This window comes from Streptomyces marispadix, from assembly GCF_022524345.1.
GTDB classification, from domain to species: Bacteria; Actinomycetota; Actinomycetes; order Streptomycetales; family Streptomycetaceae; genus Streptomyces; species Streptomyces marispadix.
Genome location: NZ_JAKWJU010000002.1, coordinates 3,704,644 through 3,726,813, shown reverse-complemented (window position 1 = coordinate 3,726,813; position 22,170 = coordinate 3,704,644). Strand labels below are relative to the sequence as shown.

The 22,170-nt window shown below is 67.0% G+C and carries 17 protein-coding genes, 1 tRNA gene and 2 pseudogenes; 11 read left to right on the top strand and 9 right to left on the bottom strand.

The window, feature by feature from the left end; translation table 11 throughout:
• Positions 1-280: 280 nt before the first annotated feature.
• Positions 281-2,554: a transglycosylase domain-containing protein gene (locus MMA15_RS15575; protein ID WP_241060383.1), complete on the top strand. Its 2,274-nt coding sequence runs from the start codon at positions 281-283 to the stop codon at positions 2,552-2,554.
• A gap of 369 nt (positions 2,555-2,923) precedes the next feature.
• Here MMA15_RS15575 and MMA15_RS15570 read toward each other — a convergent pair whose 3' ends face one another.
• On the bottom strand, positions 2,924-3,391 hold the full coding sequence (locus MMA15_RS15570; RefSeq protein ID WP_241060382.1) for a GatB/YqeY domain-containing protein: 468 nt from the start codon (positions 3,389-3,391) through the stop codon (positions 2,924-2,926).
• A 194-nt stretch (positions 3,392-3,585) separates the two neighbouring features.
• Between MMA15_RS15570 and MMA15_RS15565 the strand changes: the two genes are divergently transcribed.
• The 5 genes and pseudogenes from MMA15_RS15565 (at position 3,586) to MMA15_RS15545 (ending at position 7,988) form a co-directional block, all read left to right on the top strand.
• A complete protein-coding gene (locus tag MMA15_RS15565; protein ID WP_241060381.1) occupies positions 3,586-4,515 on the top strand; it encodes a metallophosphoesterase in 930 nt (309 codons plus the stop codon).
• 136 nt (positions 4,516-4,651) lie between these two features.
• A tRNA-Pro gene (locus tag MMA15_RS15560) sits at positions 4,652-4,725 on the top strand.
• A 617-nt stretch (positions 4,726-5,342) separates the two neighbouring features.
• Positions 5,343-6,095: pseudogene (locus MMA15_RS15555) on the top strand (transposase family protein).
• A gap of 508 nt (positions 6,096-6,603) precedes the next feature.
• The gene (locus tag MMA15_RS15550; protein WP_241060380.1) at positions 6,604-7,206 is read left to right on the top strand and encodes a hypothetical protein; all 603 of its coding nucleotides are present in this window, start codon (positions 6,604-6,606) and stop codon (positions 7,204-7,206) included.
• Between the two features lie 14 nt (positions 7,207-7,220).
• On the top strand, positions 7,221-7,988 hold the full coding sequence (locus tag MMA15_RS15545) for a hypothetical protein (protein ID WP_241060379.1): 768 nt from the start codon (positions 7,221-7,223) through the stop codon (positions 7,986-7,988).
• A gap of 523 nt (positions 7,989-8,511) precedes the next feature.
• Here MMA15_RS15545 and MMA15_RS15540 read toward each other — a convergent pair.
• The 6 genes and pseudogenes from MMA15_RS15540 to MMA15_RS15515 form a co-directional block, all read right to left on the bottom strand.
• A pseudogene (locus tag MMA15_RS15540) lies at positions 8,512-8,817 on the bottom strand (tyrosine-type recombinase/integrase); the annotation flags it as partial.
• Positions 8,818-9,228: 411 nt separating this feature from the next.
• Positions 9,229-9,366, bottom strand: a complete 138-nt coding sequence (locus tag MMA15_RS15535; protein ID WP_241060378.1) for a hypothetical protein — start codon at positions 9,364-9,366, stop codon at positions 9,229-9,231.
• Positions 9,363-9,575 (bottom strand): hypothetical protein, encoded by a 213-nt coding sequence (locus MMA15_RS15530; RefSeq protein WP_241060377.1) that lies wholly within the window; start codon positions 9,573-9,575, stop codon positions 9,363-9,365. The genes MMA15_RS15535 and MMA15_RS15530 overlap by 4 nt, the downstream gene beginning before the upstream one ends.
• A complete protein-coding gene (locus MMA15_RS15525) occupies positions 9,545-9,991 on the bottom strand; it encodes a hypothetical protein (RefSeq protein WP_241060375.1) in 447 nt (148 codons plus the stop codon). Before MMA15_RS15525 ends, MMA15_RS15530 begins: the two co-directional genes overlap by 31 nt.
• Positions 9,992-11,965: 1,974 nt before the next feature.
• Complete coding sequence (locus MMA15_RS15520; protein ID WP_241060374.1) at positions 11,966-12,187, bottom strand: ferredoxin; 222 nt, start codon at positions 12,185-12,187, stop codon at positions 11,966-11,968.
• A gap of 22 nt (positions 12,188-12,209) precedes the next feature.
• Positions 12,210-13,421: a cytochrome P450 gene (locus MMA15_RS15515; RefSeq protein WP_241060373.1), complete on the bottom strand. Its 1,212-nt coding sequence runs from the start codon at positions 13,419-13,421 to the stop codon at positions 12,210-12,212.
• 199 nt (positions 13,422-13,620) lie between these two features.
• Here MMA15_RS15515 and MMA15_RS15510 point away from each other — a divergent pair, with 199 nt between their 5' ends.
• Both MMA15_RS15510 and MMA15_RS15505 read left to right on the top strand, forming a co-directional pair.
• Positions 13,621-14,301: a helix-turn-helix domain-containing protein gene (locus MMA15_RS15510; protein WP_241060372.1), complete on the top strand. Its 681-nt coding sequence runs from the start codon at positions 13,621-13,623 to the stop codon at positions 14,299-14,301.
• A 93-nt stretch (positions 14,302-14,394) separates the two neighbouring features.
• Positions 14,395-14,934, top strand: a complete 540-nt coding sequence (locus MMA15_RS15505) for a flavoprotein (RefSeq protein WP_241060371.1) — start codon at positions 14,395-14,397, stop codon at positions 14,932-14,934.
• Positions 14,935-14,987: 53 nt separating this feature from the next.
• Here the strand turns inward: MMA15_RS15505 and MMA15_RS15500 are convergent, their stop codons facing one another.
• Positions 14,988-15,278, bottom strand: coding sequence for a hypothetical protein (locus MMA15_RS15500; RefSeq protein WP_241060369.1), 291 nt, complete (start codon positions 15,276-15,278; stop codon positions 14,988-14,990).
• Positions 15,279-15,995: 717 nt separating this feature from the next.
• Here MMA15_RS15500 and MMA15_RS15495 point away from each other — a divergent pair.
• The 3 genes from MMA15_RS15495 to MMA15_RS15485 all read left to right on the top strand — a co-directional run bounded on the left by MMA15_RS15495 (position 15,996) and on the right by MMA15_RS15485 (position 19,970).
• On the top strand, positions 15,996-17,417 hold the full coding sequence (locus MMA15_RS15495) for a family 2B encapsulin nanocompartment shell protein (RefSeq protein WP_241060368.1): 1,422 nt from the start codon (positions 15,996-15,998) through the stop codon (positions 17,415-17,417).
• Positions 17,418-17,522: 105 nt separating this feature from the next.
• A complete protein-coding gene (locus MMA15_RS15490; RefSeq protein WP_308290547.1) occupies positions 17,523-18,902 on the top strand; it encodes a family 2 encapsulin nanocompartment cargo protein terpene cyclase in 1,380 nt (459 codons plus the stop codon).
• Between the two features lie 180 nt (positions 18,903-19,082).
• The gene (locus MMA15_RS15485) at positions 19,083-19,970 is read left to right on the top strand and encodes a geranyl diphosphate 2-C-methyltransferase (protein ID WP_241060366.1); all 888 of its coding nucleotides are present in this window, start codon (positions 19,083-19,085) and stop codon (positions 19,968-19,970) included.
• Between the two features lie 180 nt (positions 19,971-20,150).
• Here MMA15_RS15485 and MMA15_RS15480 read toward each other — a convergent pair whose 3' ends face one another.
• Positions 20,151-21,104 carry an endonuclease/exonuclease/phosphatase family protein gene (locus MMA15_RS15480; RefSeq protein ID WP_241060365.1) on the bottom strand — a complete coding sequence of 318 codons (954 nt, stop codon included), beginning with the start codon at positions 21,102-21,104 and terminating at the stop codon, positions 20,151-20,153.
• Positions 21,105-22,170 lie beyond the last annotated feature (1,066 nt).

Genomic DNA, 22,170 nt, shown 5'->3' with positions numbered 1-22,170 from the left:
ACGGACTATGTGTGCGCGACAAATCACCCACCGGAGTGAGCCGACGACAACCTGCGCCTTTGCGGCAAAACAGGGGATCACGGCGGTGCGATGGGGAAGAACTTGCCGGACGCATCACGACACTTGGCGCTGTTCCGGACAAGCCTGGTCACTCACTCGAAGTGAGCGGGAAGGCCGCGGTGGAGCGAGGCCACAGTGGCGGTGTGAGGTTCGATGCGTACGTCAGCTTAGGCGAACTGAGGCTCCCCTGTCCGGCGATTGAGAACGTAGGCTGACGGACATGGTGAAGAAGCGTTCGGGCGGCGGAGAGGGAGAGACGCCCTTCCAGCAAGGCGCCAAATTCCTGGGCGTCAGCGTGCTGGCGGGCGCCGTGCTGGCCGGACTCGCGCTCCCCGCGGCCGGTGGTCTCGGCCTCGTCACGAAGAACACCGTCCAGGGCTTCGACGAGCTGCCCGCCAACCTCAAGCGCCCGCCGCTGAGTCAGCGCACCACCATCCTCGACTCCGGCGGCGGTGAGATCGCCAAGGTCTACTCCCGCGACCGCACGGTCGTCGACCTCGCCGACATATCGCCGCACATGCGCAAGGCGATCGTCGCCATCGAGGACGCCCGCTTCTACAGACACGGCGCCGTCGACCTCAAGGGCATCCTGCGCGCGCTCAACCGCAACGCCCAGAACGGCCAGGTCGAGGAGGGCGCTTCGTCACTGACACAGCAGTATGTGAAGAACGTCTTCGTGGAGGAGGCCGGGGACGACCCCGACAAGGTCGCCCAGGCCACACAGCAGACCGTCGGCCGGAAGATCAAGGAACTCAAGTACGCGATCCAGGTCGAGGAGACCCTCGGCAAGAAGAAGATCCTCGAGAACTACCTCAACATCACCTTCTTCGGGCAGCAGGCGTACGGCGTCGAGGCCGCGGCCCAGCGCTACTTCTCCAAGTCCGCACGTGACCTCGACGTCGCGGAGTCCGCGCTGCTGGCGGGCATCGTCCAGTCACCGGCCCGCTACGACCCCGTACAGCACGAGGACACGGCCAGGAAGCGCCGCGACACCGTGATCTCGCGCATGGAGGCCCTCGGCCACATCTCCGCGAAGACGGCGCGGGAAGCCCGTGAGAAGCCCCTCGACCTCGACATGAGCAAGCCGGAGAACGGCTGCATCACCGCCTCGCACGGCGCGGGCTTCTTCTGCGACTACGTACGCGAAGTCTTCCTCAACGACCCGGCGTTCGGGGACTCGCGCAAGGCTCGCGCCAAGCGCTGGAACAGGGGCGGGCTGACGATCAAGACCACCCTGGACCCGCAGGCGCAGAAGTCGGTCGAGGCGTCCGTCGAGCGCCACGTACGCAAGTCGGACAAGGTGGCGACGGCCGCGTCGATCGTCGAGCCGGGTACGGGACGCATCCTGGGCATGGGCCAGTCACGTCCGTACGGCTTCGGTGAGAACGAGACGCAGATCAACCTGTCCGTGGACGACGACATGGGCGGCGGCGCCGGATACCAGCCGGGCTCCACCTTCAAGCCGGTGATCGCGGCGGCGGCGCTGGAACGCGGCATGAGCGTGTACAAGAAGTACCCGTCGCCGTACAAGATGCGCTATCCGTCCCCGGTGAACACCTGCGGCGGCCAGTGGAGCGGCAGCGCCCCGGTGGAGAACGAGAACAAGCGCGAGGTCGGCCCCTACGAGATGAAGGAGGCCACCGCGAAGTCGGTGAACACCTACTTCGTCTCCCTCATCGGCGAGACCGGCATCTGCCCCGTCACACAGATGGCGAAGAAGATGGGCATACAGCGGGCCGACGGCAAGGAGATCGACCAGGTCCCCTCCATCACCCTCGGGACGCAGGAGATGTCGCCGCTGACCATGGCCGAGGGGTACGCCACCTTCGCCGCCCGCGGCATGCACTGCACGCCCGTCGCGGTGGAGTCCATCACCGACGCCCGCGGCAAGAAGCTTCCCGTGCCGAAGACTTCGTGCCGGCGAGCCATGAGCGAGCGCACCGCCGATACGGTCAACTCGCTGCTGCGGGGCGTCGTCGAGGACGGTACGGGCAAGCAGGCCGGGCTCGACGGACGCGACAGCGCGGGCAAGACCGGTACGACGGACCAGCGTTACGCGGCATGGTTCGTGGGCTACACGCCGAACATGTCGGGCGCCGTATGGGTCGGCGACCCCACGCACAAGACGCAGATGACGAACATCTCCATCGGCGGCGTCTACCACGACAAGGTCTTCGGCGGCGAAGTCCCGGGCCCCATCTGGCGGGACGCGATGGCGGGCGCGCTGGACGGCAAGCCGGCGCCGCGCTTCAACCTCATCCCCATCGACGACGACAAGGACAAGGGCCGCGACAAGCCGAAGCCGCCGGACGACGACCCGTGGCCGGACATCACGCTGCCGCCTGACTTCATCGGCGGCGGAGGCAACGGCGGCCCGGACGGCGGCACGACCACAGGCCAGGACGGCGGCACCATCGGCGGCGACCTCGGCGGCAACGGCAACGGCGGCCGTGGCGGCGGCACGGGCGGGCGCTTCGGCGGGACGGGGTTCTAGCGTCGGGGAGTCGGGCGCGGGGGCTCGGCGGGGGGCCGGGTTGCGGTGCGAGGCTGGTTCGCGGTGCGAGGCCCCGCCGAAGGCGAGCGCCGCAAGGCGGGCTGCCTGCGGGCGACGGCCGGCACGGGCAACGGTCACCAGGCGAACTCGTCGCCGGAGGCGCGGGGTTGTCCACCGGGCGTGCGGAGTTGTCCGCCGTGCGTGCGCAGTTGGGCGCAGGTATCTACCGGAGCCGGGCCATGGAACCCGCGACCTCCGCGAACTCAGGGCGCTGGACGCGCAGTTGAGAGGCGTGCCCCGGGCCCTCCTGCCTAGGGGTCCAGCCCCGGTCCACTGGGGCCTTCCGGCCGCCCGCCGCCCGCTGTCCTGTCAGCCCTCTGCGAGCCGTCTCTTGACCGCCGCCGCGACCCGTCCGCCGTCGGCCCGGCCCTGCACCTTCGGGTTGACGATCTTCATCACGGCGCCCATCGCACGCGGGCCCTCCGCTCCCCCGGCCTGCGCCTCCGCGACGGCCTCACCGACCAGCGCGTCCAACTCCTCGTCCGTGAGCTGCGCGGGCAGATAGCCGGACAGCACCTCGCCTTCGGCGCGCTCCCGTTCGGCCTGCGCGGCCCGGCCGCCGTCGGCGAACGCCTCGGCCGCCTCACGCCGCTTCTTCGCCTCCCGCGTGATCACCTTCTGCACCTCGTCGTCCGTGAGTTCACGTGCGGACTTGCCCGCGACCTCCTCCTTGGAGATCGCCGCGAGGGTCATGCGGAGAGTGGCGGAGCGCAGCTCGTCGCGTTCCTTGATCGCTGCCGTAAGGTCGTCCTGCAAACGGGACTTGAGCGTAGTCATAGGGTTTCCGTGTCCTCCAGAGATTCCGGTGCACATCATCTCTCATGCGATCTCGCGTGCGCTTGTACGGACGCGGGAGCCCACGAGGACGCTGCGGCCACTACGCCCGGAGGCCCCGCCGGACCCGGAATCCCGGGCCGTCGGCGACCCGGCACGGAGTGCGGGGACGACGCACCGTCTGCGAGCATGGACGCATGCGCCCGCGATACGGAATCCCCCTCACCCTGACGGCACTCGGTGCGGCCTGCGTCGGCTATGCCACGCTCGTCGAACCCCGCTCATTCCGCCTGCGGCGCATCACAATTCCCGTACTCCCGCCGGGCATGCAGTCCCTGCGCCTACTGCACGTCTCGGACATCCACATGGTCAGCGGGCAGCGCAAGAAGCAGCGCTGGCTGAGGTCGCTGGCGGGCCTCCGCCCCGACTTCGTGATCAACACCGGCGACAACCTCTCCGACCCCGAGGCCGTGCCCGAGGTGCTCGACGCCTTGGCCCCGCTGATGGAGTTCCCCGGCGCCTACGTCTTCGGCTCCAACGACTACTACGGCCCGAAGCTGCGCAACCCCGCCCGCTATCTGCTGGAGAAGGCCTCGGGGCGCCACGGCCTCAACGGCAACGCACCCGCCGTAGGCGCCGTGCACAACCCCTGGGAGGGCCTGCGCGACGCCTTCGACGCGGCAGGCTGGGCCGGGCTCAGCAACACCCGCGGCCGGCTCAAGCTCGACGGCGGCCAGGAGATCGCCCTCACCGGCCTCGACGACCCGCACATCAAACGGGACCGCTACAGCGCCGTCATCGGCGGCCCCGAACGCGACGCGGACTTCTCACTCGCGGTCGTACACGCCCCGTATCTGCGCTCCCTCGACGCCTTCACCGCCGACGGCTACCCGCTGATCCTCGCCGGGCACACCCACGGCGGCCAGCTCTGCGTCCCCTTCTACGGCGCCCTCGTCACCAACTGCGACCTGGACACCGACCGCGTCAAGGGCCTCTCCACCCACATCGCGGGCGGGAACCGCTCCTACCTCCACGTCTCCGCCGGCTGCGGCGCCAACCGCTACACCCCGGTCCGCTTCGCCTGCCCCCCGGAGGCGACACTGCTGACGCTCACCGTCCGCGACTGACCCCGCACACTGCGCCGCGCCGCCCGCCCGAAGGCCCGCCACCGCCGCCCTGCCCGCACCCTCTTCGGGTCGCTCATCCCCCGGAATCCGGATTTCGCGTCAGCGTCCCCCTGGGCTAGAGTGGTGCGCGTTGCTTCGGGGTGTGGCGCAGCTTGGCAGCGCGCTTCGTTCGGGACGAAGAGGTCGTGGGTTCAAATCCCGCCACCCCGACAGAGGAAGTAGCAGTTCAGGGCCGGTTCCCCTTCATGGGAGAACCGGCCCTGACTCGTCATCTGACTCCCCGAGGAGTAAACGGGGAGTGGATCAAGGAAACTCACTCCTCAAGTCGTCGCTCCTGAGGCGCACCCTCAAGAACGCATCGAGCGCATTCAGCGACCGTGTCAGCGACTCCTTCGTCCCCCCGGACTTGACATTGGCGGTCCGTCCTCCACCGGTCGTCTCTTTTCAGCCTCGGCTTGTCGTCAACACTTACCAAGCCTACGTCCGGTGCGGACGACAACCCTCATCTCATCGACTCCTGAGGTTGAACTAGTAGTGTCGTGGGCTGACGGCCTGTCGCCTCCTGCGGCATGACCTGGGCATGCGGTATCCACAACGGGGCCAGATGCCCCCCACCGGCAGCAGTTCCCCGAGGACTTGCGGCTTGAGGCAACCGAGCAGTTCGTTTAGGGCGAGGCTGGCTCGCTGATCGCGAAGGATCCACGGACGCATTCAGCTTTGTCTAACCTGGCCGGTTGGGTGGGTAGTTGGGGCGGTGGCCGGGCGTTAAGAAGCTCCTGGTAGCCGTGTTCACGACCAAGATCACTGGGCCAACCAGGAGCTCCCGCGTGCTCGTCTACCCGTCCGGTCTCGATGTGTCCACTTCACCCTGCGGTACCTGTCCGCCTGTCTGCGGACCCGCAGGCAGGAACGCGGAACACAGTGGCGCCGCCAGAGCGTGGGCCGCCAGTCCCTGCTCGTTCCTGCCCACCTGCCCTCCGGTCATACCTACACCCAGCTCGCTGCCGGGTTCGGCGTGGGCACCACCACCGCCTACCGGTACATCGCCGAGGCCGTCGATCCCTCGCGCCGACGCTCGCCGAAGCGATGAAGTCCGCCTCCACGAGGTGTTCGTGATCCTGGACGGCACGCTGCTGCCGATCGACCGCGTCGCGACCGACCGCCCCTGCTGCTCTGGGAAGCACAAGAAGCACGGCATGAACTGCGGGTGATCACCGATCCCGGCGGGACGACTGCTGTGGGCATCGCCCGCGTTGCCAGGGGCAGTTCGCGACATCAAGGCCGCGCGGGCCCACGGCGTCATCGACGTTTTGGAGGGAAAAGGCGCAGAGTGCTGGGCCGATGAGGGGTACCGGGGCGCCGGCGGCGCAGTGCGCGTTCCCTACTGGGGGCGTTGGGAGACGCTGTCCGCAGGTCAGCAGGCCGTCAACCGCTCACCCGTGAAGATCCGCGCGCTCGTAGAGCAGGCCATGGCCACCCTCAAGACCTGGCGATTCCTGCGCAAGGTCCGCTGCTCAACCACCCGCATCATCAGCCTCGTTCAGGCCGTCCTCTGCCTCCATCTGGCCAGCTCAGACTGAAGATGGAAAACGCTCATTGAGACTCCACCAGCCTCGGACTTCGTCTGGCGAGGCCCTGATCGTCACAGCCATACTGGCTACGCCTCGGTGAAAGTGGCACCCTATCCCAGGAAAATTGCACTCTGTTTCTGGGGCAGAATTCGAATCGAACAGTTGCGCACATATCCTTCTGCGGTCAACCCTCGCCGCACCCAACATCGAAGCGGCGAGATTTACTCGAACCTCTGTTTCAATATTTACACCGGGGAGACCCCCGAGATGATCTTACGAATGTGCACAGGGCTTCGAAGAATCCATGTTCTCGTATGGCCACTGCCCTCATGGAGGCAGCGGCCAGTGGGCCATTCCCTTACTCCTTGACCGGTCTGAACTGCGTAAATTCGCCCTCCTGCGCATGGGATTCAAGATCCGCATCGCTTAATGGCATGGACAGGTGCGCCACCTTGCTTGCTAGCCTCCTTTCGCGCATGTAGGCTTATTTGTCCACGTTAGGGGGAGGGGCGCCGTGATGGAAGTAAGCGATGTACTTAAGGACGCTTGGGCGGCGGTAGAAGCAGCTGATCTACCCGGCGAGATCCAACCCGTGGCTTTCCGGGAAGCGGTTCGCCTGCTGTCCCCCGCGTCAAGCGCAACGACTTCCGCCATGCTCACGTCTGGACATTCCACTGATTCAGCACCAGGCACCGTTGAGCCGGAGGGTAGTGCTGCGCATGCGCCTATCGCTGAGCGCGAGATTTACGACCGCGTAGTTGAGCACACCGGTGTGGACCGCGCAAAACTGGAGCATCTTGTCCACATGGACGATGACGGTCCGCATATGAGCGTCCCCGGGTTGAAGCTCGGGAAGAGCAATGCAGAACGCGCTCGTGCAGTCGCTCAAATCATAATCATGGTCCGGAGCTTCGGGATCGGCGAAAACGAAACTCCGCTTGAGGTAATCCGAGCCGAATGCGAACGTCTGAAAGTGTATGACTCGGCCAACTTCTCCAGCCAAGTGAGAGCCTTGAACGGCTACGTCGTCACCGGTTCCGGACAGAATCGGCGAGTGCGGGCAAAGAGCGCAGCCGTCCAGTCATTTTCCGGTTTCGTTGATAGTCTGCTGACTGACTAACGACTAGGTGGCGTGTGAATTCTCTCGACCTACAGGTCCGGCAGGGATTCAAATCTGCAGGTTTGCCAAATGAGCTAGTGGAAGAATTGCTAGACTCGTTTGCCCAAGCTAAACGTCGGTTCTACCGTGATGATCTTCGACCTTCCATGATTGAAGGCGGGAGGTTCTCAGAGGCAGTATTCCGGATTCTGCAATGGACAACCATGCAGAATTACACCGCTATTGGCAAGACGCTCCCCTCGGTGGATCGGATGCTCGCTACCCTCCAAAATGCGCAAGGCTCAGAAAGTGTCCGTCTGCATATCCCCCGAACGCTTCGACTGATCTACGACGTAAGGAACAAGCGGGACGTCGCCCACCTTGCAGATGGAATTGACCCGAACGTGCAGGACACTTCCCTGGTTATCAGGAACATGGAGTGGGTGGTAGCGGAACTGGTTAGACTTTTCCATAATGTGCCTCCGGTTGAAGCGCATAGAATCATCGTGGACCTGGTCTCCAAGGATGTACCGCTCATTCAGGTTTTCGATGGTTTTCCACGCATTTTGAAGCAGTTGCGAGCATCGGACCATTTTCTCGTGTTGCTGTATTGGCGCGGTCCAGATGGTGCAACGCTGGATGAGTTGCGTAAATGGGCTCGCCCGCCGATGCGCACCAATGTCAGGCGCACTCTTGATGGTTTGGACGGAAAGGACTTCATTCACTTCCAGCGGGATCTTTACATGCTGACGCACCTCGGAGAACGTGAAGTTGAGGACCGGAAATTGCTAGAACCCCAGTAGGGGAGCGCGCTGCACGCCCGGCTGAGGTCGCTGAGCAACATGTACGGCGTGACCAGAAGGATCGCCAGCAACACGCCGATCACGAAGGTTGCTAGTCGGCGAGCAACCTTCGAGTCGAGAGCCACAGACCTCCGCTGATTCGATTGACCGGCCAATTCTGGTCCTGCGAAGGGCTGGAGCAATCGAGCCGGCCAGCGCCTGCCTGCGGTGCGCATCGCGGCATGGGGGCGCAGAACGCAGCAGCTTCGAGTGTCTAACTGCGTGACAACGCCGACGAACAACGGCGGGCGCTCACGAACATCCACGGACTATCCCAACAGCTCAGAGCCGCATCACCCCAAGAAACCTCCCCCGCCCGAGTTGCTTCGGGGCGAAGAGGTCGTGGGTTCAAATCCCGCCACCCCGACAAATGAAAACGCAGATGAGGCGCCGCTAATCCCGGGATTAGCGGCGCCTCACTCGTAGTCTGGCGCCTCTGAGAAGTGAGCTGGGAGTGGATCAAGGAAATTCACTCCCGAAGTCGTCATCCCTGACGCGCTCTCAGCAATTCATCGAGCGCCCGCACCGGGGAGTGCGGGGTGCACGGCCAGCCGTGCGTTCAACGCCTCCTCCCACTGCTCGGGCAGCTCATTCATGAGCCGATTCCTCATCCGCCCGGTGATGTGTGAGTAACGCGCCTGCACTGAGCCGTCCTCGTGCCCCATGCGTTCATCCATGAGCTTGGGCGGGGTCCCGACCTCCTCCATGACCGTCTTGTGGAGTGCCTGAGCCCATGCGGAGTGAGGCTCCGTGCGATCGGCAGCCAGCATGCTTCCACACGGCCTGGCGCCTCGAATTAGAGCCAGGAGCGCCGTGTCCGCTACGCCGGCTACCTGACGACCAGCGGCACTTGGAGGCCGTGACGGCTCGCTCGAACAGGCAGAAGGCCGACAAGGACTCCGCGCAGTGGACGCCGCTGGGGACTCCGTTGCCTGCCGCTACGTGACCTACTGGACCTCCGTCAACGGTCACCATCAGCCCGGTGAGCTGAGCCTCCGGGTGGCAGCTGACGGCGCAGTGCCCCCGGTGCCTGAGCGCCCGGGGCACTGCGGTCGGTTCCCTCTGCTGCTACCCAGGCGAGCCGGGCGGGAGGGTCTGGGGTGCTGGTCCGCGACCGTACGACGGGTGTTCGGCGGGGCATCAGGCCCTCGGCAGGCGACAGTTGGGCGTCAACCTGGGAAGGCCGGGCTGCCTCCGGGGGTCACTTCATGAGCCAGTCGGTCTTGGCGGTCCTGTCGGCGATCTGCCAGGTGATGGAGGGCATGTCACCGGGCTTGAGCGACTTGTCGGTGTTGACCTCGGTACGCAGCTCGACGTTCTGACCGGGGTCGAGGTTCAAGGCACGTCCTTGCACACCGAGGTGTTCGGGTCGGTGTCGGCCACCCGGCAGGGGGTTTCGACAAGGTTCCCGTTACGGTCCTGGTAGACGACGTTGAAGCCCCAACTCACGCCCGCCGGACCGAGCTTGAGAGTGACGTCCCGGTTGCCGATACGGGCACTGCCGCTGTTGGTGACCTTCAGCCGCGGCCAAGCGGTCCCGCCGGGCACGGCCGTGACATCACTGACGGGGCAAGATCGACCTTCGTGTCCCGGGCTTCCAGGTTGCGGAGGTGCCAGACGTCGCCGTCCTTGCCACCGGAGACGAACACCCCACCGGCGTGATCAGAACGCATGGACAGGGTATGACCCAGGCCGTCGGCCACCTCCTTCGCCACCCCGGTAGCGAGGTTCTTCCTGTAGAGCGTGCCGTCGGCTCCCACACCGTTGCTTGCGGCATCCGTGACATACAGGTTCTTGCCCGTGCTGTCGACGACGGCGTCGGTAGCGCCCTTACTCGCACGGTCGAAGACGACGCGGCAATCCTCCGACGGATACGACACAGACGCCTCGACCCCAGCCGAGGAGGGGGCATCTGCGTACGCCGGTGTGGCGACGGTCAGGCCGCCGGAGGTGATGGCGGCCACGTGACAGCGACGGCCACCCAGCGCGAACGTCGGTTGCGGGCACGGGAGTTACGGTCGATCGTGTGCATGATGCTCCTTCGACGGGCGCGCACGAGGCAGGCACCGTTCCTGCCCGAGGTACGTCACGCGCCTCGTCGAGGGGATGCGCACCGCGCAGACCGAACAACCCGGTCTCGTCACCGATTAGGACACCCGGGCCAATCACGGACGCGCCGCGACTGACCGGCATCTGCATGGACGCAGCGAAATGTGCGGTTGTCGGGAACCACGCGTGATCAATAACCTGAACTCTCCCTGAAGCAGGCCAACTTAGGGGGACAGGGGGATGCACAGGCCGCGTTCACCGAGGCAGGTCCGGATGGCGCAGCGCCGCCCGAGGCCGCAGCAAGTCCGGCTGCGAGGAACACCCGAGAGAACAGCGTCCAGTACGGATCGGCGAGAGGAACAGGGCCGCTCGTTTGTAGACCGCTTGGCAGCCTGGGCTTCGGTAGTCGCTGGTGGGGCCGCAGCAATGGGCTTGATTTTTACAGCGGTTGCTACTCAGGCATCTGTTGACTCCGTGGAGGAACAGCGGGCGGATTCCAAGCAGCAGGACAGGTTACGTGCTGTCTCGCAGGCGTCACGGGTATCTGCTTGGGAAAAAGACGAGTCTCCGAGCCGCCTTTCAACGATCCACATCCTGAACCGTTCCCGGGACCCTGTGACCGAGTGGGGTTTCATCTACAGCAACACCGCCGATGATCCAGAGCCTCCGTCGAGCGTAGAGGTCATTGGCTTCTCCGAACCCATACCTCCGTGTACGGAGGTGGTCGTGTCGTACAAGAGTCTCCGGTTTTTGAGTACGGATCGTCGATCCGAACACCAATTGATCGTTCACAGCATTCAGTTCCTCGATACCCAAGGGCGAAAATGGAGTCGCAAGCTCGATTCCCTTACCCCTGGCCGCCTCAAGAAGGGATGGACGAAGGACCCTCTATTAGGCACAGACATCTCATTCAAGACTCATCCTGCCCGCGGCTGCACCAGCTAGAGGCTTGGAGCGGAGAGCGGTCGGACACGCAACAGCGCCCCTGTGCCGTCGTGGTGCACAGGGGCGCTGTCGTGCGTGGGTCCGGGTGGGCCCTGTAGCGGCGGGGACTCTACACGCGGGGCTGCCGGGTCGGGCGCGCTGCGCGCCATCGCCTCCTTCGATGATGAGCGTGCCCCGGCAGTGCGGGCGTGGCTCGTGGACGGGCGCTGCCGTCGGGTCATGTCCGGCGCCGTCTCGACGCGTTCGGCCGCGGTGCGTGGCCCGCAGGTGATGCAGTCGAGGAGGGGCGTCAACTCGCAAAACGGGCCCCGTGCTCCTGCGAGTGGTGGCGTGAGTGTTCCTCCCATGCGGTGGGAAAACGGAAGTGCCTGGGAGGTGCTTCCGCATGACCGCGGACTCAATGCCCCTTCGGTGTACATCCTGCAAGGGCTCGGGCGACGGGGAGAGGGTGATAATCGGCTACGGCAGCTACGTCGAGGCGTGCCGCACGTGCAAGGGCTCCGGGCAGATGCGGCAAGCGGTAGGCACTCCTGACGAAGCCGAGGACAAGGCCGAGGCCGCGGACGAATTTCCCGCCCCTGAGTGACCAGGGCCGGGAGCCGGGGTGGCCGGTTGTCCCGGAGGAATGGAGCCCTCCGAGGCAGCCGGGGTTCAGCGCGCCAGGGTCAGCGGAAGTCGTCCACGGTGCCGGTCACTGATCCGTCCTCGCCGGTGATGGTGTGTCGCCGGGAAGAACATCAACTCAGGGGCCTGATCCGCGGTGCGGGTCGGCCCCTGAGGCGTTCATCGGGCCCTTCTCAGCAGACATCAGGGCAGCAGCCCGACGGAGTGGTCGAGGCGGACCGTCGCCTCAACGCCCCCGCAAACTAGACCCGTTGGCAGGCCGCTCTCGACGCTCTCGGCTCGGAACGCCCCGCCCCCGTCCGCGGCGCGGCCCCAGCCGACTAGCTCCCGCCGGTCCCCGGCTCATCGAATGCGATCGCCCCTGAAGGGCAGACGCCGACCGCCATCCGTACGGCCGCGCGATGGGCGGTGGGCGGCTCCGTTTGCAGCAGGAGAACGCGGCCGTCGTCGGGGTCCTGGTCGAAGACCTCGGGGGCGGTCAGTGCGCACATTCCGGCGCTGATGCAGCGTTCTCGGTCGGCGCGCAGGGGCGTCGTACTCATGGCTCCTCCGTCTCCCCGGTACTCATCGCTCCTCCGTCTCCCATGTGACCGGCAGGCTCTTCACCCCGTAGACGTCCGCGGTCTCCGGGCGCAGGGCGACCTCCTCTGCCGGTACGGCCAGGCGCAGCGTGGGGAAGCGGTCGATCAGCGCGCGGAACGCGACCCGCATCTCGACGCGCGCCAACTGCTGGCCCAGGCACTGGTGTATGCCGTGGCCGAAGGCCAGGTGCCCTCCTTGCCGTCGGTGGAGGTCGAGCGCGTGGGGGTCGGGGAAGCGCTCCGGGTCGCGGTTGGCGGTGTTGTACGACAGGACCACCGTCGTGCCTGCCTCGATGGTCTGGCCTCCCAGCTCGACGTCCTCCAGCGCCGTCCTCATGAACGTCTTGGCGACGCTCAGATACCGCAGCAGTTCCTCGACGGCCTGGTCGGTGAGCGTGGAATCGGCGCGCAGCGCCGCCAGTTGCGCCGGGTTCTGCAACAGCGCGAAGGTGCCGAGGGCCAGCATGTTCGCGGTGGTGTCGAACCCGGCCGCCAGCAGAATCAGGCTGATCCCCTTCAGCTCCTCATCGTTCAGATCGCTGTCGGTGAGGTCGCTGAGTACGTCGTCGGAGGGGTTCGCGCGCTTGGCGGCCACCAGCTCCGCGAGGTATTCCTGAGTCGCGGTGTAGGCCGCGATCAGTTCCTCGTCGCTTGTCTCCCCGCTGAGGAACGTCTCGATCTGCTCCTGGAAGGAGCCCCGGTCCTCGTATGGCACGCCGAGGAGTTCGCAGATGACGATGGCGGGGACCGGCTTGGCGAACGCGGTCACCAGGTCCGCCGGAGGTCCGGCATTCTCCATGGCGTCCAGGCGTTCGGCGGTGATCTGCTCGACGCGCTCGGTGAGCATTCGCATCCGCCGCACGGTGAACTTGCCCGCCAGCGGCTTGCGGTAGCGCCCGTGCTGTGGCTCGTCCATGAGGAGGAACTCGCCGGGCGGCGCCGGAGGAACCTCGAAGTCGACCACGTTCAGCAGCTCTTTGCGCGAGCTGAATCGGGAGTCGGCCAGGACCGACCTGACGAGGTCGTATCCGGTGATCAGCCAGCCTGGTTTTCCGCCGGAGTGGGTGAAGCGGCTGATGGGGCCGTGCCGGCGGGCGTCGGTCAACTCGGCCGGCGGGTCGAAGGGGCAGCCGGACAGGCGCTCGGTCGGCATCGCCGTGACGGCGTGGAGGGGTTCATGCAGGGATTCGCCCATGGTCGTTCGCCGTCCTCACTCGCGATAGTCGGCATTCGTTGGCGTTCAATAGAATGTGAAAGCTACGTTGCATTCAAGGCACGGTCAATCGACCACGAATCATTTACGCAGTTCAGAGGCGGAAAACTGATGCGATGACGCTGGCATCGAACGCAACGCGCCGTTGCAATGAATGACGGCGAAGGCAATACTGGCGGGCATGCCAGGAGGACGACTGACCCAGCAGGAGCGGCATCGCATCGCGGCCGGACTCGGCGAAGGGCTCTCCTACGCCGAGATCGCCAGGCGGCTCGACCGGCCGACCTCCACGATCAGCCGTGAGGTCGGACGCAACGGCGGCCCCGGCGGCTACCGGCCCCGGCAGGCGCACGCGGATACGGTCCAGCGGGCGCGGCGTGGCACGCCGGCGCCCCCGCGGACGTCCGGACCGCCGGGCGGCACGTCGGAAATGGAAGAGGAGATCATCGAGTTGGCCGTCAGGTCGGGGATGCCGAGGATGACGGCGCGCGTCCACGTCGACCTGTTGCTGTCCGAGGACGGCAGGCGTACCGCGGCCGAGCTGACGCGCAGACTGAAGGTCAGCCCGGCCTCCGTCTCCGTGGCCGTGAACTTCCTTGTCCAGCAGGGTTATGTCCGGCGCGAGCGCGATCCGCAGCGGCGTCGCGACATCTACGTGATCGACGACGACGCCTGGTACCACTCGATCGTGGTCAGCTCCCGTCTGACGCTCGATTCGGCACGGGCCGCGATCGAGGCGGCCGGGGCTCTCGGGCCCGACAGTCCCGTGGGGCAACGGCTGAACAGGGCTGGGACGTTCCTGGAGCGGGTCATCCTGGACATGCTGGAGTCGGCCGAACGCTGGCGTTCCCTCCTGGCGTGACGGCCCTCGGCCCTCTCGTCACCCTCTCCTGGAGTCGGCGCGCGATCTCCACCGGCGAGGTCTCGCGGCGGGCGAGATGGTGGGATGTCCAGCATGGCTTCTCGCGTGCTGCATCTCCTCGCCTGCGCTGCCCCGCCCGTGCTGGATCTCCCCGACGTCGTCGAGCGTGCACAGGCCGACGGCTGGACGGTATGCGCGGGGCTGACACCGACCGCGGCCGACTGGCTCGCCGACGAACTCCCCACGCTGGAACGAAAGTCCGGGCATCCGGTACGTAGCATGCCGCGCCGCGTCGACGAGGGCGAAGTCTGGCCACCCGCGGACGCGGCGATGCTGGCCCCGGCCACGCTGAACAAGGTCAACACGGTGGCCCTCGGGCTGACGCCCGACTTCGTCACCGCCTACGTCACCGAGGCCATCGGCAAGCGCCGCCCGCTCGTGGTGATGCCGTGCGTCAACTCGGCGTACGCCACGCATCCCCAATTCGACCGCAGCATCGAGACCTTGCGCGGCGTCGGCGTCCAAGTCCTGTACGGGGAAGGCGGCTTCCGGCCGCACCCGCCGGGCCAGGGGGACCGGCGGGCGTACCCGTGGGCGCTGGCGCTCGACGCGGCGCGGGCTCTGGTGGAGTAGCGGCCCCCGCAGAGCGGAGCTCTCGGGAAACGGCTTTCAGCTCATGTAACCCGTCACGGCACCTTGACCCCGTAGACAGGCATCAGCGTGCCGCCTCCCCCCGGGCTGATCCATCCGGTCTCCGGGCCGGTGCAGCCGGGGTCAGGGTGCACGGTGACGCGGGCGTCGGTGTCGTTCTGGATCGAAGCCGAGCCGTTGACCGGGTAGCAGCCGCTGGGGTTCTGGTAGTGCTGCCCGTTGATCACGAGATCGCCCGTCGCTGCCTGGGCGGTCTGCGAGCCTCCCAGGATGAGAAATGCCGCCGCGGCCCCGACTCCGAGCGCATTGGTGACGACCCGTCGCATCAAGTCCTCCTTCGGTAGTGATCCGGCATCGGCCGCTGCGGCCCGTCGCCGTACGTCCCCGACGGCCGGCGGGCCACAGCCGGCGCGGTCTGGTGCTGCCCGGCAGCACGAGCGCCACGCCGACTAAGGGCCGCAGCAGCGTTGTTTCCTACGAACGAGCGACCCCCTCACAGACCCGGCAACCGTCTGGTCGCATCGGTCAACTCCCGCCCCGGGCCGCCGAATTGCCAGGCGGCACACGGGCTCGTCGTCCCGGTGTCCGCACCCCGCACGCACGCCGCACGCACCCTGTACGCGCCCCGCACGTCGGCGGACGGCGCTCCATACGGGGCACGCGCCCCCCAACTCCCGTTCCGCATGGCCTAGTTGCCGACTTGCCGAGTTGCCGAGTTGCCGAGTTGCCGAGCCTTTGTCGATTTCCTGCAAAGGCCGGTGACGAGGGGGCGACGGATCGGTCGCGCGACGGCTGACTCGGCCAGTCGACGAATCCCGACGTCAGTAAACGTCCGACCCCTCCTTTCCTTGATCGCGAAGGTGTGAAGGGTTGTTCGCGGGGCGTGCGCGGAATTTGGTGCAACCGGTCGCCTTGTACAACTAGAGCCAACGAGGGTCACTCCGCGCTACACATGGTTGCTGGACGTAACCCGTTTGGCGGTATGAGGTCTCAAGGGACCTCTGCTTTGCCATGCGGCGACGAGCGCGCAGAAAGTGAGGACTATGTCGGTCGAGACAAGCTTGACTCCCGCAGCGGACGGCGGCGGGTCGGAGCAGCAGCTCAGCCTCACCACGGGGGCCGCACGGAATCTTGCGACCACAACCAAGACCCAGCCACAGATGCAGGGCATCAGCTCGCGGTGGCTGCTGCGGTCGCTGCCCTGGGTCGAGGTGGCGGGCGGTGTCTACCGGGTCAACCGCCGGCTGAGCTACGCCGTGGGCGACGGGCGTATAACGTTCGTCAAGACCGGCTCCAGGGTGCAGGTCGTCCCGGCCGAGCTGGGTGAACTGCCGTTGCTGCGTGGGTTCGACGAGCCCACGGCGCTGGGCGTGCTGGCCGACAGGTTCCAGCAGCAGGACTACGAGCCCGGTCAGGTCATCGCGGAGGCCGGCCAGGACGCGGACCACGTGTTCCTGATCGTGCACGGCAAGGTCGAGAAGGTCACGCCCGGCAAGTACGACAGCGACACCGTGACGGATGTGCTGGCGGACGGTCAGTTCTTCGGCGGGCAGGTGCTGGCCGGCGACGACAGCAAGTGGGAGTTCACGGCGCGTGCCGCGACCTCGTGTGTCGTGCTGGCGCTGCCGCAGCAGGCGTACAGGGCGGTGGCCGACCAACATGGGCACCTGGACGAGCACGTACAGCGGGCGCTGTCCGACGGGGGTCACCGGACCAACAACCGCGGCGAGGCGGACATCGATCTGGCCGCGGGCCATGTCGGCGAGCAGCGGCTGCCCGGCACGTTCGTCGACTACGAGTTGTCGCCCCGCGAGTACGAACTGAGCGTCGCGCAGACCGTGTTGCGGATTCACAGCCGCGTCGCCGACCTCTACAACGAGCCGATGAACCAGACGGAACAGCAGCTTCGGCTGACCATCGAGGCGCTCCGCGAGCGCCAGGAGAACGAGATGGTCAACAACAAGGAGTTCGGGCTGCTGCACAACGCCGACTACGACCAGCGCATCCAGACGCTCTCCGGGCCGCCCACGCCGGACGATCTGGACGAGCTGCTGAGCATGCGCCGCAAGACCCGCTATCTGTTCGCACATCCCAAGGCGATCGCCGCCTTCGGCCGTGAGTGCAACAAGCGGGGGATCTACTTCGGAAGCACCGATCTCGGCGGGAACCAGATCCCCGCCTGGCGGGGCGTGCCGCTCCTCCCCTGCGGCAAGATCCCCGTGGTGGGCGGACAGACCTCCTCGATCATCGCCGTGCGCACCGGCGAGGAGGACCAGGGCGTGGTGGCCCTGCATCAGACGGGGCTGCCCGACGAATACGAACCGGGCCTGAACGTACGGTTCATGGGCATCGACGACCGCGCCGTCATCTCCTACCTGGTGAGCACCTACTACTCCGCGGCGGTCCTCGTCCCGGACGCCATCGGCATCCTCGAGAACGTCGAGGTCTCTCGCGCCAGCGACTGATCCCCTCCCCTCCCTCACGCCGTAGCCCGGCAGACCACGATCAGTTGAGGAGAGTGGAGAGTGTCGTTGCTTTCCCGTCTATTCGCCCCGTCGACCAGTCATGAGATGGCGAGTCTCGTGACCGCCATGCTGTCCGATCCGGAACGGCCCGCGCCGCGGAGCCTCCACCGTCCGGGCGCCGGGAGAGGGCCGAACGGTCATGGTGCCCACGCTCGTGCCCTGCCGACGAGGCAGGGCGGCGCGGTACGGAGGGTGCCCATCGGGCCCCGGGGGCTGGGCACTTCGGCGGCCCGCCTCACGGCACCACCAAGCGCCCCACCACCGGCTGCCGCGCGTCCGGCCGGGCATGCGATCACCGCGCCCCCCGACGCCGCGTCCCTTCTCACCGGCCGGACCGCCCGGCCGGGCCGCCGACTGCCCTCCGGCCCGACCGGGCTCGGCAGTTCCGGCCTGAGAATCGCCGCCGCGCCGCCCGCCGAGTCGGCACGTACCGACGACGATTCAGCCCGTAGAGACGAAAAGCCGTCCTCCGTCCCGGAGTTGTACTGCCCTCCGGCGATCCGCGACGATCCGGCCCTCGGCGAGGAGGTCAACGAGCGGCTGGTCGCATGGGCCGAGGAGGTCGGCGTCTACCCGGGCCAGCTCGACCGGGTCCGCGCCGCGGGCTTCGGCCGGCTGATCATGCTCGCGCATCCCGAGACCGACGACGCCGACCGGCTGCTCGCGGCGGCGAAGTGCGCGCTGGCGGAATGGTCAGTCGACGACCACTACGTCGACGGGGAGGCCGAGGAGGCCGACCCGGAACGCCTCGGTCAGCGCCTGGCGATCGCCTTCGCGGCCATCGACCCTGCGCATCTGCCCAGACGCTACGCCCCGCAGCTCGCGGAGACCCTGCGCGACGACCCGGTCATGACCGCGCTGAGCGACAGTCTCGACAACCTCTCCCGCTACGCCTCGACGGCACAGTCGGCACGGCTTCAGCATGCGCTGTCCATCATGTTCGTGGCGTACAACCAGGAGGCGGTCTGGCGCACCACGGGGCAGATGCCGTCGGTGTGGGAGTACCTGATGCACCGGCACGAGAACAGCTTCGTGCCGTGCATGGTGCTGATCGACGTGCTCGCCGGATACGAGCTTCCGCCGTGGGAGTTCGCCGATCCGCGGGTGAGAAGAGCCTTCACCATGGCGGGGAGCGCGAGCGTGCTGCTCAACGACCTGTACTCGATGGCCAAGGAAGACCCCGAGGACACCAACCTGCCACGGGTGATCGCCGCGGAGGAGAAGTGCTCCCTGCGGGAGGCGATCGAGGCCAGCGCGCGGATCCACGACGAGCTCATGCACACCTTCGAGGAGGAAGCCGCCGTCCTCGCCGTGAACGGCTCGCCCGCCCTGGCCCGCTTCCTGGCGGGCGTATGGGCCTGGCTCGGCGGAAGCCGCGAATGGCACAGCACGACAGGCCGGTACCACGGCGCACCCGTTCAGTGACACCCGCCCGGTAGCACCTGCCCGGTGCCGTCGGTCCGGCGGAGCCTGCCAGGCGACGCCCGTCCGGTGGCGCCTGTCCGGTGTGCCCGTACGGAGACACCGGACCAGTGATCGAAGCCGCCCGGCGCCCACGGCCCGACCGGCCCGGCGCCCTCTCGACATGATCATGGAGTCACCACGATGAGCACGAGCATCAGCACGAATACGCGCACGCGCACGCAGCCGTCCGCGGACGTTCTGCGGACCCCGTACCAGCGTTCCGTCGCGGAGTACTGGAACACCAACCAGCACGACCCCGTCAATCTGCGCCTCGGCGAGGTCGACGGCCTCTACCACCATCACTACGGCATCGGCGACTACGACGCGTCCGTCCTGGAGGGCCCGGAGGAGACGCGGGAGAAGCGCATCACCGAGGAGTTGCACCGGCTGGAGACCGCCCAGGCCGACTTCCTCCTCGATCACCTGGGCGATGTCGGGCCCGACGACCGCCTGATGGACGCCGGTTCGGGCCGCGGCGGCACGAGCTTCATGGCTCACGAACGCTTCGGCTGCGAGGTCGACGGCGTCTCGATCTCCGAGTACCAGGTCGGCTTCGCCCGCCGCCAGGCCGAGGAACGCGGCGTCAGCGGGAAGGTGCGCTTCCACTTCCGCAACATGCTCGACACCGGCTTCGAGGAGGGCGCCTTCCGCGGCATCTGGAACAACGAGTCCACGATGTACGTCGACCTCATGGAACTCTTCGACGCCCACTCCCGCCTGCTGAAACCGGGGGGCCGCTACGTCTGCGTCACCGGCTGCTCCAACGACGTCACCGGCCTGCGCTCCAAGGCCGTCAGCCGTATCGACGAGCACTACACCTGCAACATCCATCCGCGCAGCCACTACTTCAAGGCCATGGCCGCCAACAAGCTCACACCGATCAGCGTCGTCGACCTGACGGAGGCGACCATCCCGTACTGGGAGATGCGGGCGAAGTCCTCGCTGGCCACGGGGATCGAGGAGTCCTTCCTGACGGCGTACAAGGAAGGCAGCTTCCACTATCTGCTGATCGCGGCGGACCGCACGTAAGGGCCCCTGCCTGGGCGGCAGCCGTCCCGTACGGCCGCCGCCCGGGGCTCAGTTGAAGGGTCCCGGCTCAGGGGTCCGGCTCAGGGTCCCGGTCCGCGGTGCGGGCCGGGCCCCCGGGGGTTGCCGGGGTGGCCGTACCGGCGAGACGTGCGCCCCAACGTTCGGACCGTTCAACTCCCTCTACGTGACGTCGAGTTCGAAGACGACCGGGCAGTGGTCGGACGCCTTCGGCCTGTCCAGGCCGATGCCCGGGAAGCGAGGGCCCTTGTAGCGGTCGGCCCGTAGGGCCGTGCCCTTGCGGAAGATCTCGGGGGCCGTCTCGGAGGCCGGGGCGGCCTGGGCGAGGGAGGCGGAGGGGAGCAGGTAGTCGAGCTGGCGGTACTCGTTGCCGCCTGCCCAGAAGTGGGTCCACTGCTCGTCCTCGGGGAGACGTCGTACGACGTTCTCGACCTGGTCCCAGGTGACGAGCTGGTCGATGCCGGAGCTGCCGTCGCCGTTCGGTTCGAGGTAGTCGTTGAGGTCGCCGAGGATCACGAACGGGTGCTCGCCGGGGGCCTGGTGGCCGAAGCGCTCGGTGACCAGATCCATGACCTGCGTGGCCTGGCGCTCCCGCTTGCCCCGGGTCTGGTTGCGTCCGCCGATCATGGACTTGAAGTGGTTGACGTAGAGCGTGACCGTGCGGCTCGTGGTCTCGCCGGTCTCGATCTCCACGTCCACTTCGAGGCAGTCACGGGAGAACAGGGGTGCCGTCGGGCTCGCGGGGTCCAGGAAGTGCTGGTGCGAACGTATGCGCGTGATCGGGAACTTGGAGAGGACGGCCACGTCGATCAGCCGCGGATCGTTTCCGTCGACTCCCGCCACATAGGGGTACGCGGAGCGGCCTCCGAGGGCCTGGCTGCGGAACCTCTTGAGCGTGTCGACGTTCTCGACCTCCTGCATGCACAGCACGTCCGCCTGGATCTCCCGTACGGCCGCGCCGGTGATCGCCTTGTCGTCCATTCCCAGCTCTTGGAAGCGCGTCTCGTCGACTATCCAGCCGCGGGAGTTGGCCTGCGACGGATCGACGGCGTCCCTGAACCGCCAGCGCGCGAAGAGGTTCTCGACGTTGAATGTGGCCAAGCGCAGTGTGGTCATGGGGTCCTCCCGTGGGGGAGCAGGATGTCTTCGAAGGGCGCCCGGGACGGCGCCTGCGGCGTCGCTACGAGTCGCCCCGTGAATCCCGCCGAGAATCCGGGGTCGTGATCCCCGGTCGTGATCCCCGGTCGTGATTCCGGGCCGTGATCCCCCGGCCGCACATCGTCGTCGGCGGCCACGGCCGAGCAGGGGCGGGCCCACTGCGCCGTCTCGGCGCTTATCCGCGTGCGCTTGTGCATGCGCTGTCGCGGACGCACTTCCATGGTTAACCCGGGTCCGCATCTCTCGCATGTCCGGAGGAGTGAGGGACCGGCGCCGGGACGGTCCAGCGGTCCATCCGTCGTGCCATACGTCCGGCCCCCGGCCCCGGTCCCGTTCCCTCAGTAACTGGCGCCGAAGCGGGATCGCGGGGCACGCCGGTACGGGTCTCCAGTGGCGGTCGCCGGTCCCGCCACTGGAGACCCGTACGGGTCCTGTAGGTCGACGTCCGGCGTTCCATGTGCCTGCCCGCCCTGCGCGTCCAGCGCGCGCCGGGCAGCCCGCCCGGCGTCACCGCGCCACCGCTCCCTCCTGCCGCAGCCCCGCCCTGACCTCCCCGAATCCCTGCCGCCGTACGGCCGTTCAACGACTCGGCGCCTCCCCCCATATGTGACGCTCCGTCAGTTCTCATCACGGCCAGGCCCACCACGTGAAATCTTCACCTGATCTTTACCATCGGGGGCCCGCGTGGCGTCACCGCGCCATCCACGGCCTGTGGGGCCCGTCCGTACGTTCCGCGGCCGCGCGCTCAATTGCACTTGACCCCACCGCTTCCCGGCGAGGCACCCGTACCGTGCATCCGTCCCGGCTCGCCACATTCCGCTTACGGTCTGACCGACCGCTTGCCCGCCTCAAGGCGATTTGTTGCGTTGCAGCGGAAACTATCCTGACCTGCTCAGTTTCAGCACCGAAATGAACCGTCAAGAGCGCCCGACCGGATGCTCCGCGTCACCAGTGATCGCTTCCGGCTATGCTTTCGAAGGGCTCAGTGGACCGGACCAACTCCCCCGCCCAGGCGCCGACTTGA

Excerpts from the sequence above, each read along its gene's own strand:
- MMA15_RS15500 (WP_241060369.1), bottom strand. The coding sequence starts at position 15,278 with ATGCGACGGGTCGTCACCAATGCGCTCGGAGTCGGGGCCGCGGCGGCA.
- MMA15_RS15505 (WP_241060371.1), top strand. The coding sequence starts at position 14,395 with ATGGCTTCTCGCGTGCTGCATCTCCTCGCCTGCGCTGCCCCGCCCGTG.
- MMA15_RS15515 (WP_241060373.1), bottom strand. The coding sequence starts at position 13,421 with ATGGGCGAATCCCTGCATGAACCCCTCCACGCCGTCACGGCGATGCCG.
- MMA15_RS15575 (WP_241060383.1), top strand. The coding sequence starts at position 281 with ATGGTGAAGAAGCGTTCGGGCGGCGGAGAGGGAGAGACGCCCTTCCAG.
- MMA15_RS15485 (WP_241060366.1), top strand. The coding sequence starts at position 19,083 with ATGAGCACGAGCATCAGCACGAATACGCGCACGCGCACGCAGCCGTCC.
- MMA15_RS15495 (WP_241060368.1), top strand. The coding sequence starts at position 15,996 with ATGTCGGTCGAGACAAGCTTGACTCCCGCAGCGGACGGCGGCGGGTCG.
- MMA15_RS15490 (WP_308290547.1), top strand. The coding sequence starts at position 17,523 with ATGGCGAGTCTCGTGACCGCCATGCTGTCCGATCCGGAACGGCCCGCG.
- MMA15_RS15570 (WP_241060382.1), bottom strand. The coding sequence starts at position 3,391 with ATGACTACGCTCAAGTCCCGTTTGCAGGACGACCTTACGGCAGCGATC.
- MMA15_RS15550 (WP_241060380.1), top strand. The coding sequence starts at position 6,604 with ATGGAAGTAAGCGATGTACTTAAGGACGCTTGGGCGGCGGTAGAAGCA.
- MMA15_RS15565 (WP_241060381.1), top strand. The coding sequence starts at position 3,586 with ATGCGCCCGCGATACGGAATCCCCCTCACCCTGACGGCACTCGGTGCG.
- MMA15_RS15480 (WP_241060365.1), bottom strand. The coding sequence starts at position 21,104 with ATGACCACACTGCGCTTGGCCACATTCAACGTCGAGAACCTCTTCGCG.
- MMA15_RS15510 (WP_241060372.1), top strand. The coding sequence starts at position 13,621 with ATGCCAGGAGGACGACTGACCCAGCAGGAGCGGCATCGCATCGCGGCC.
- MMA15_RS15520 (WP_241060374.1), bottom strand. The coding sequence starts at position 12,187 with ATGAGTACGACGCCCCTGCGCGCCGACCGAGAACGCTGCATCAGCGCC.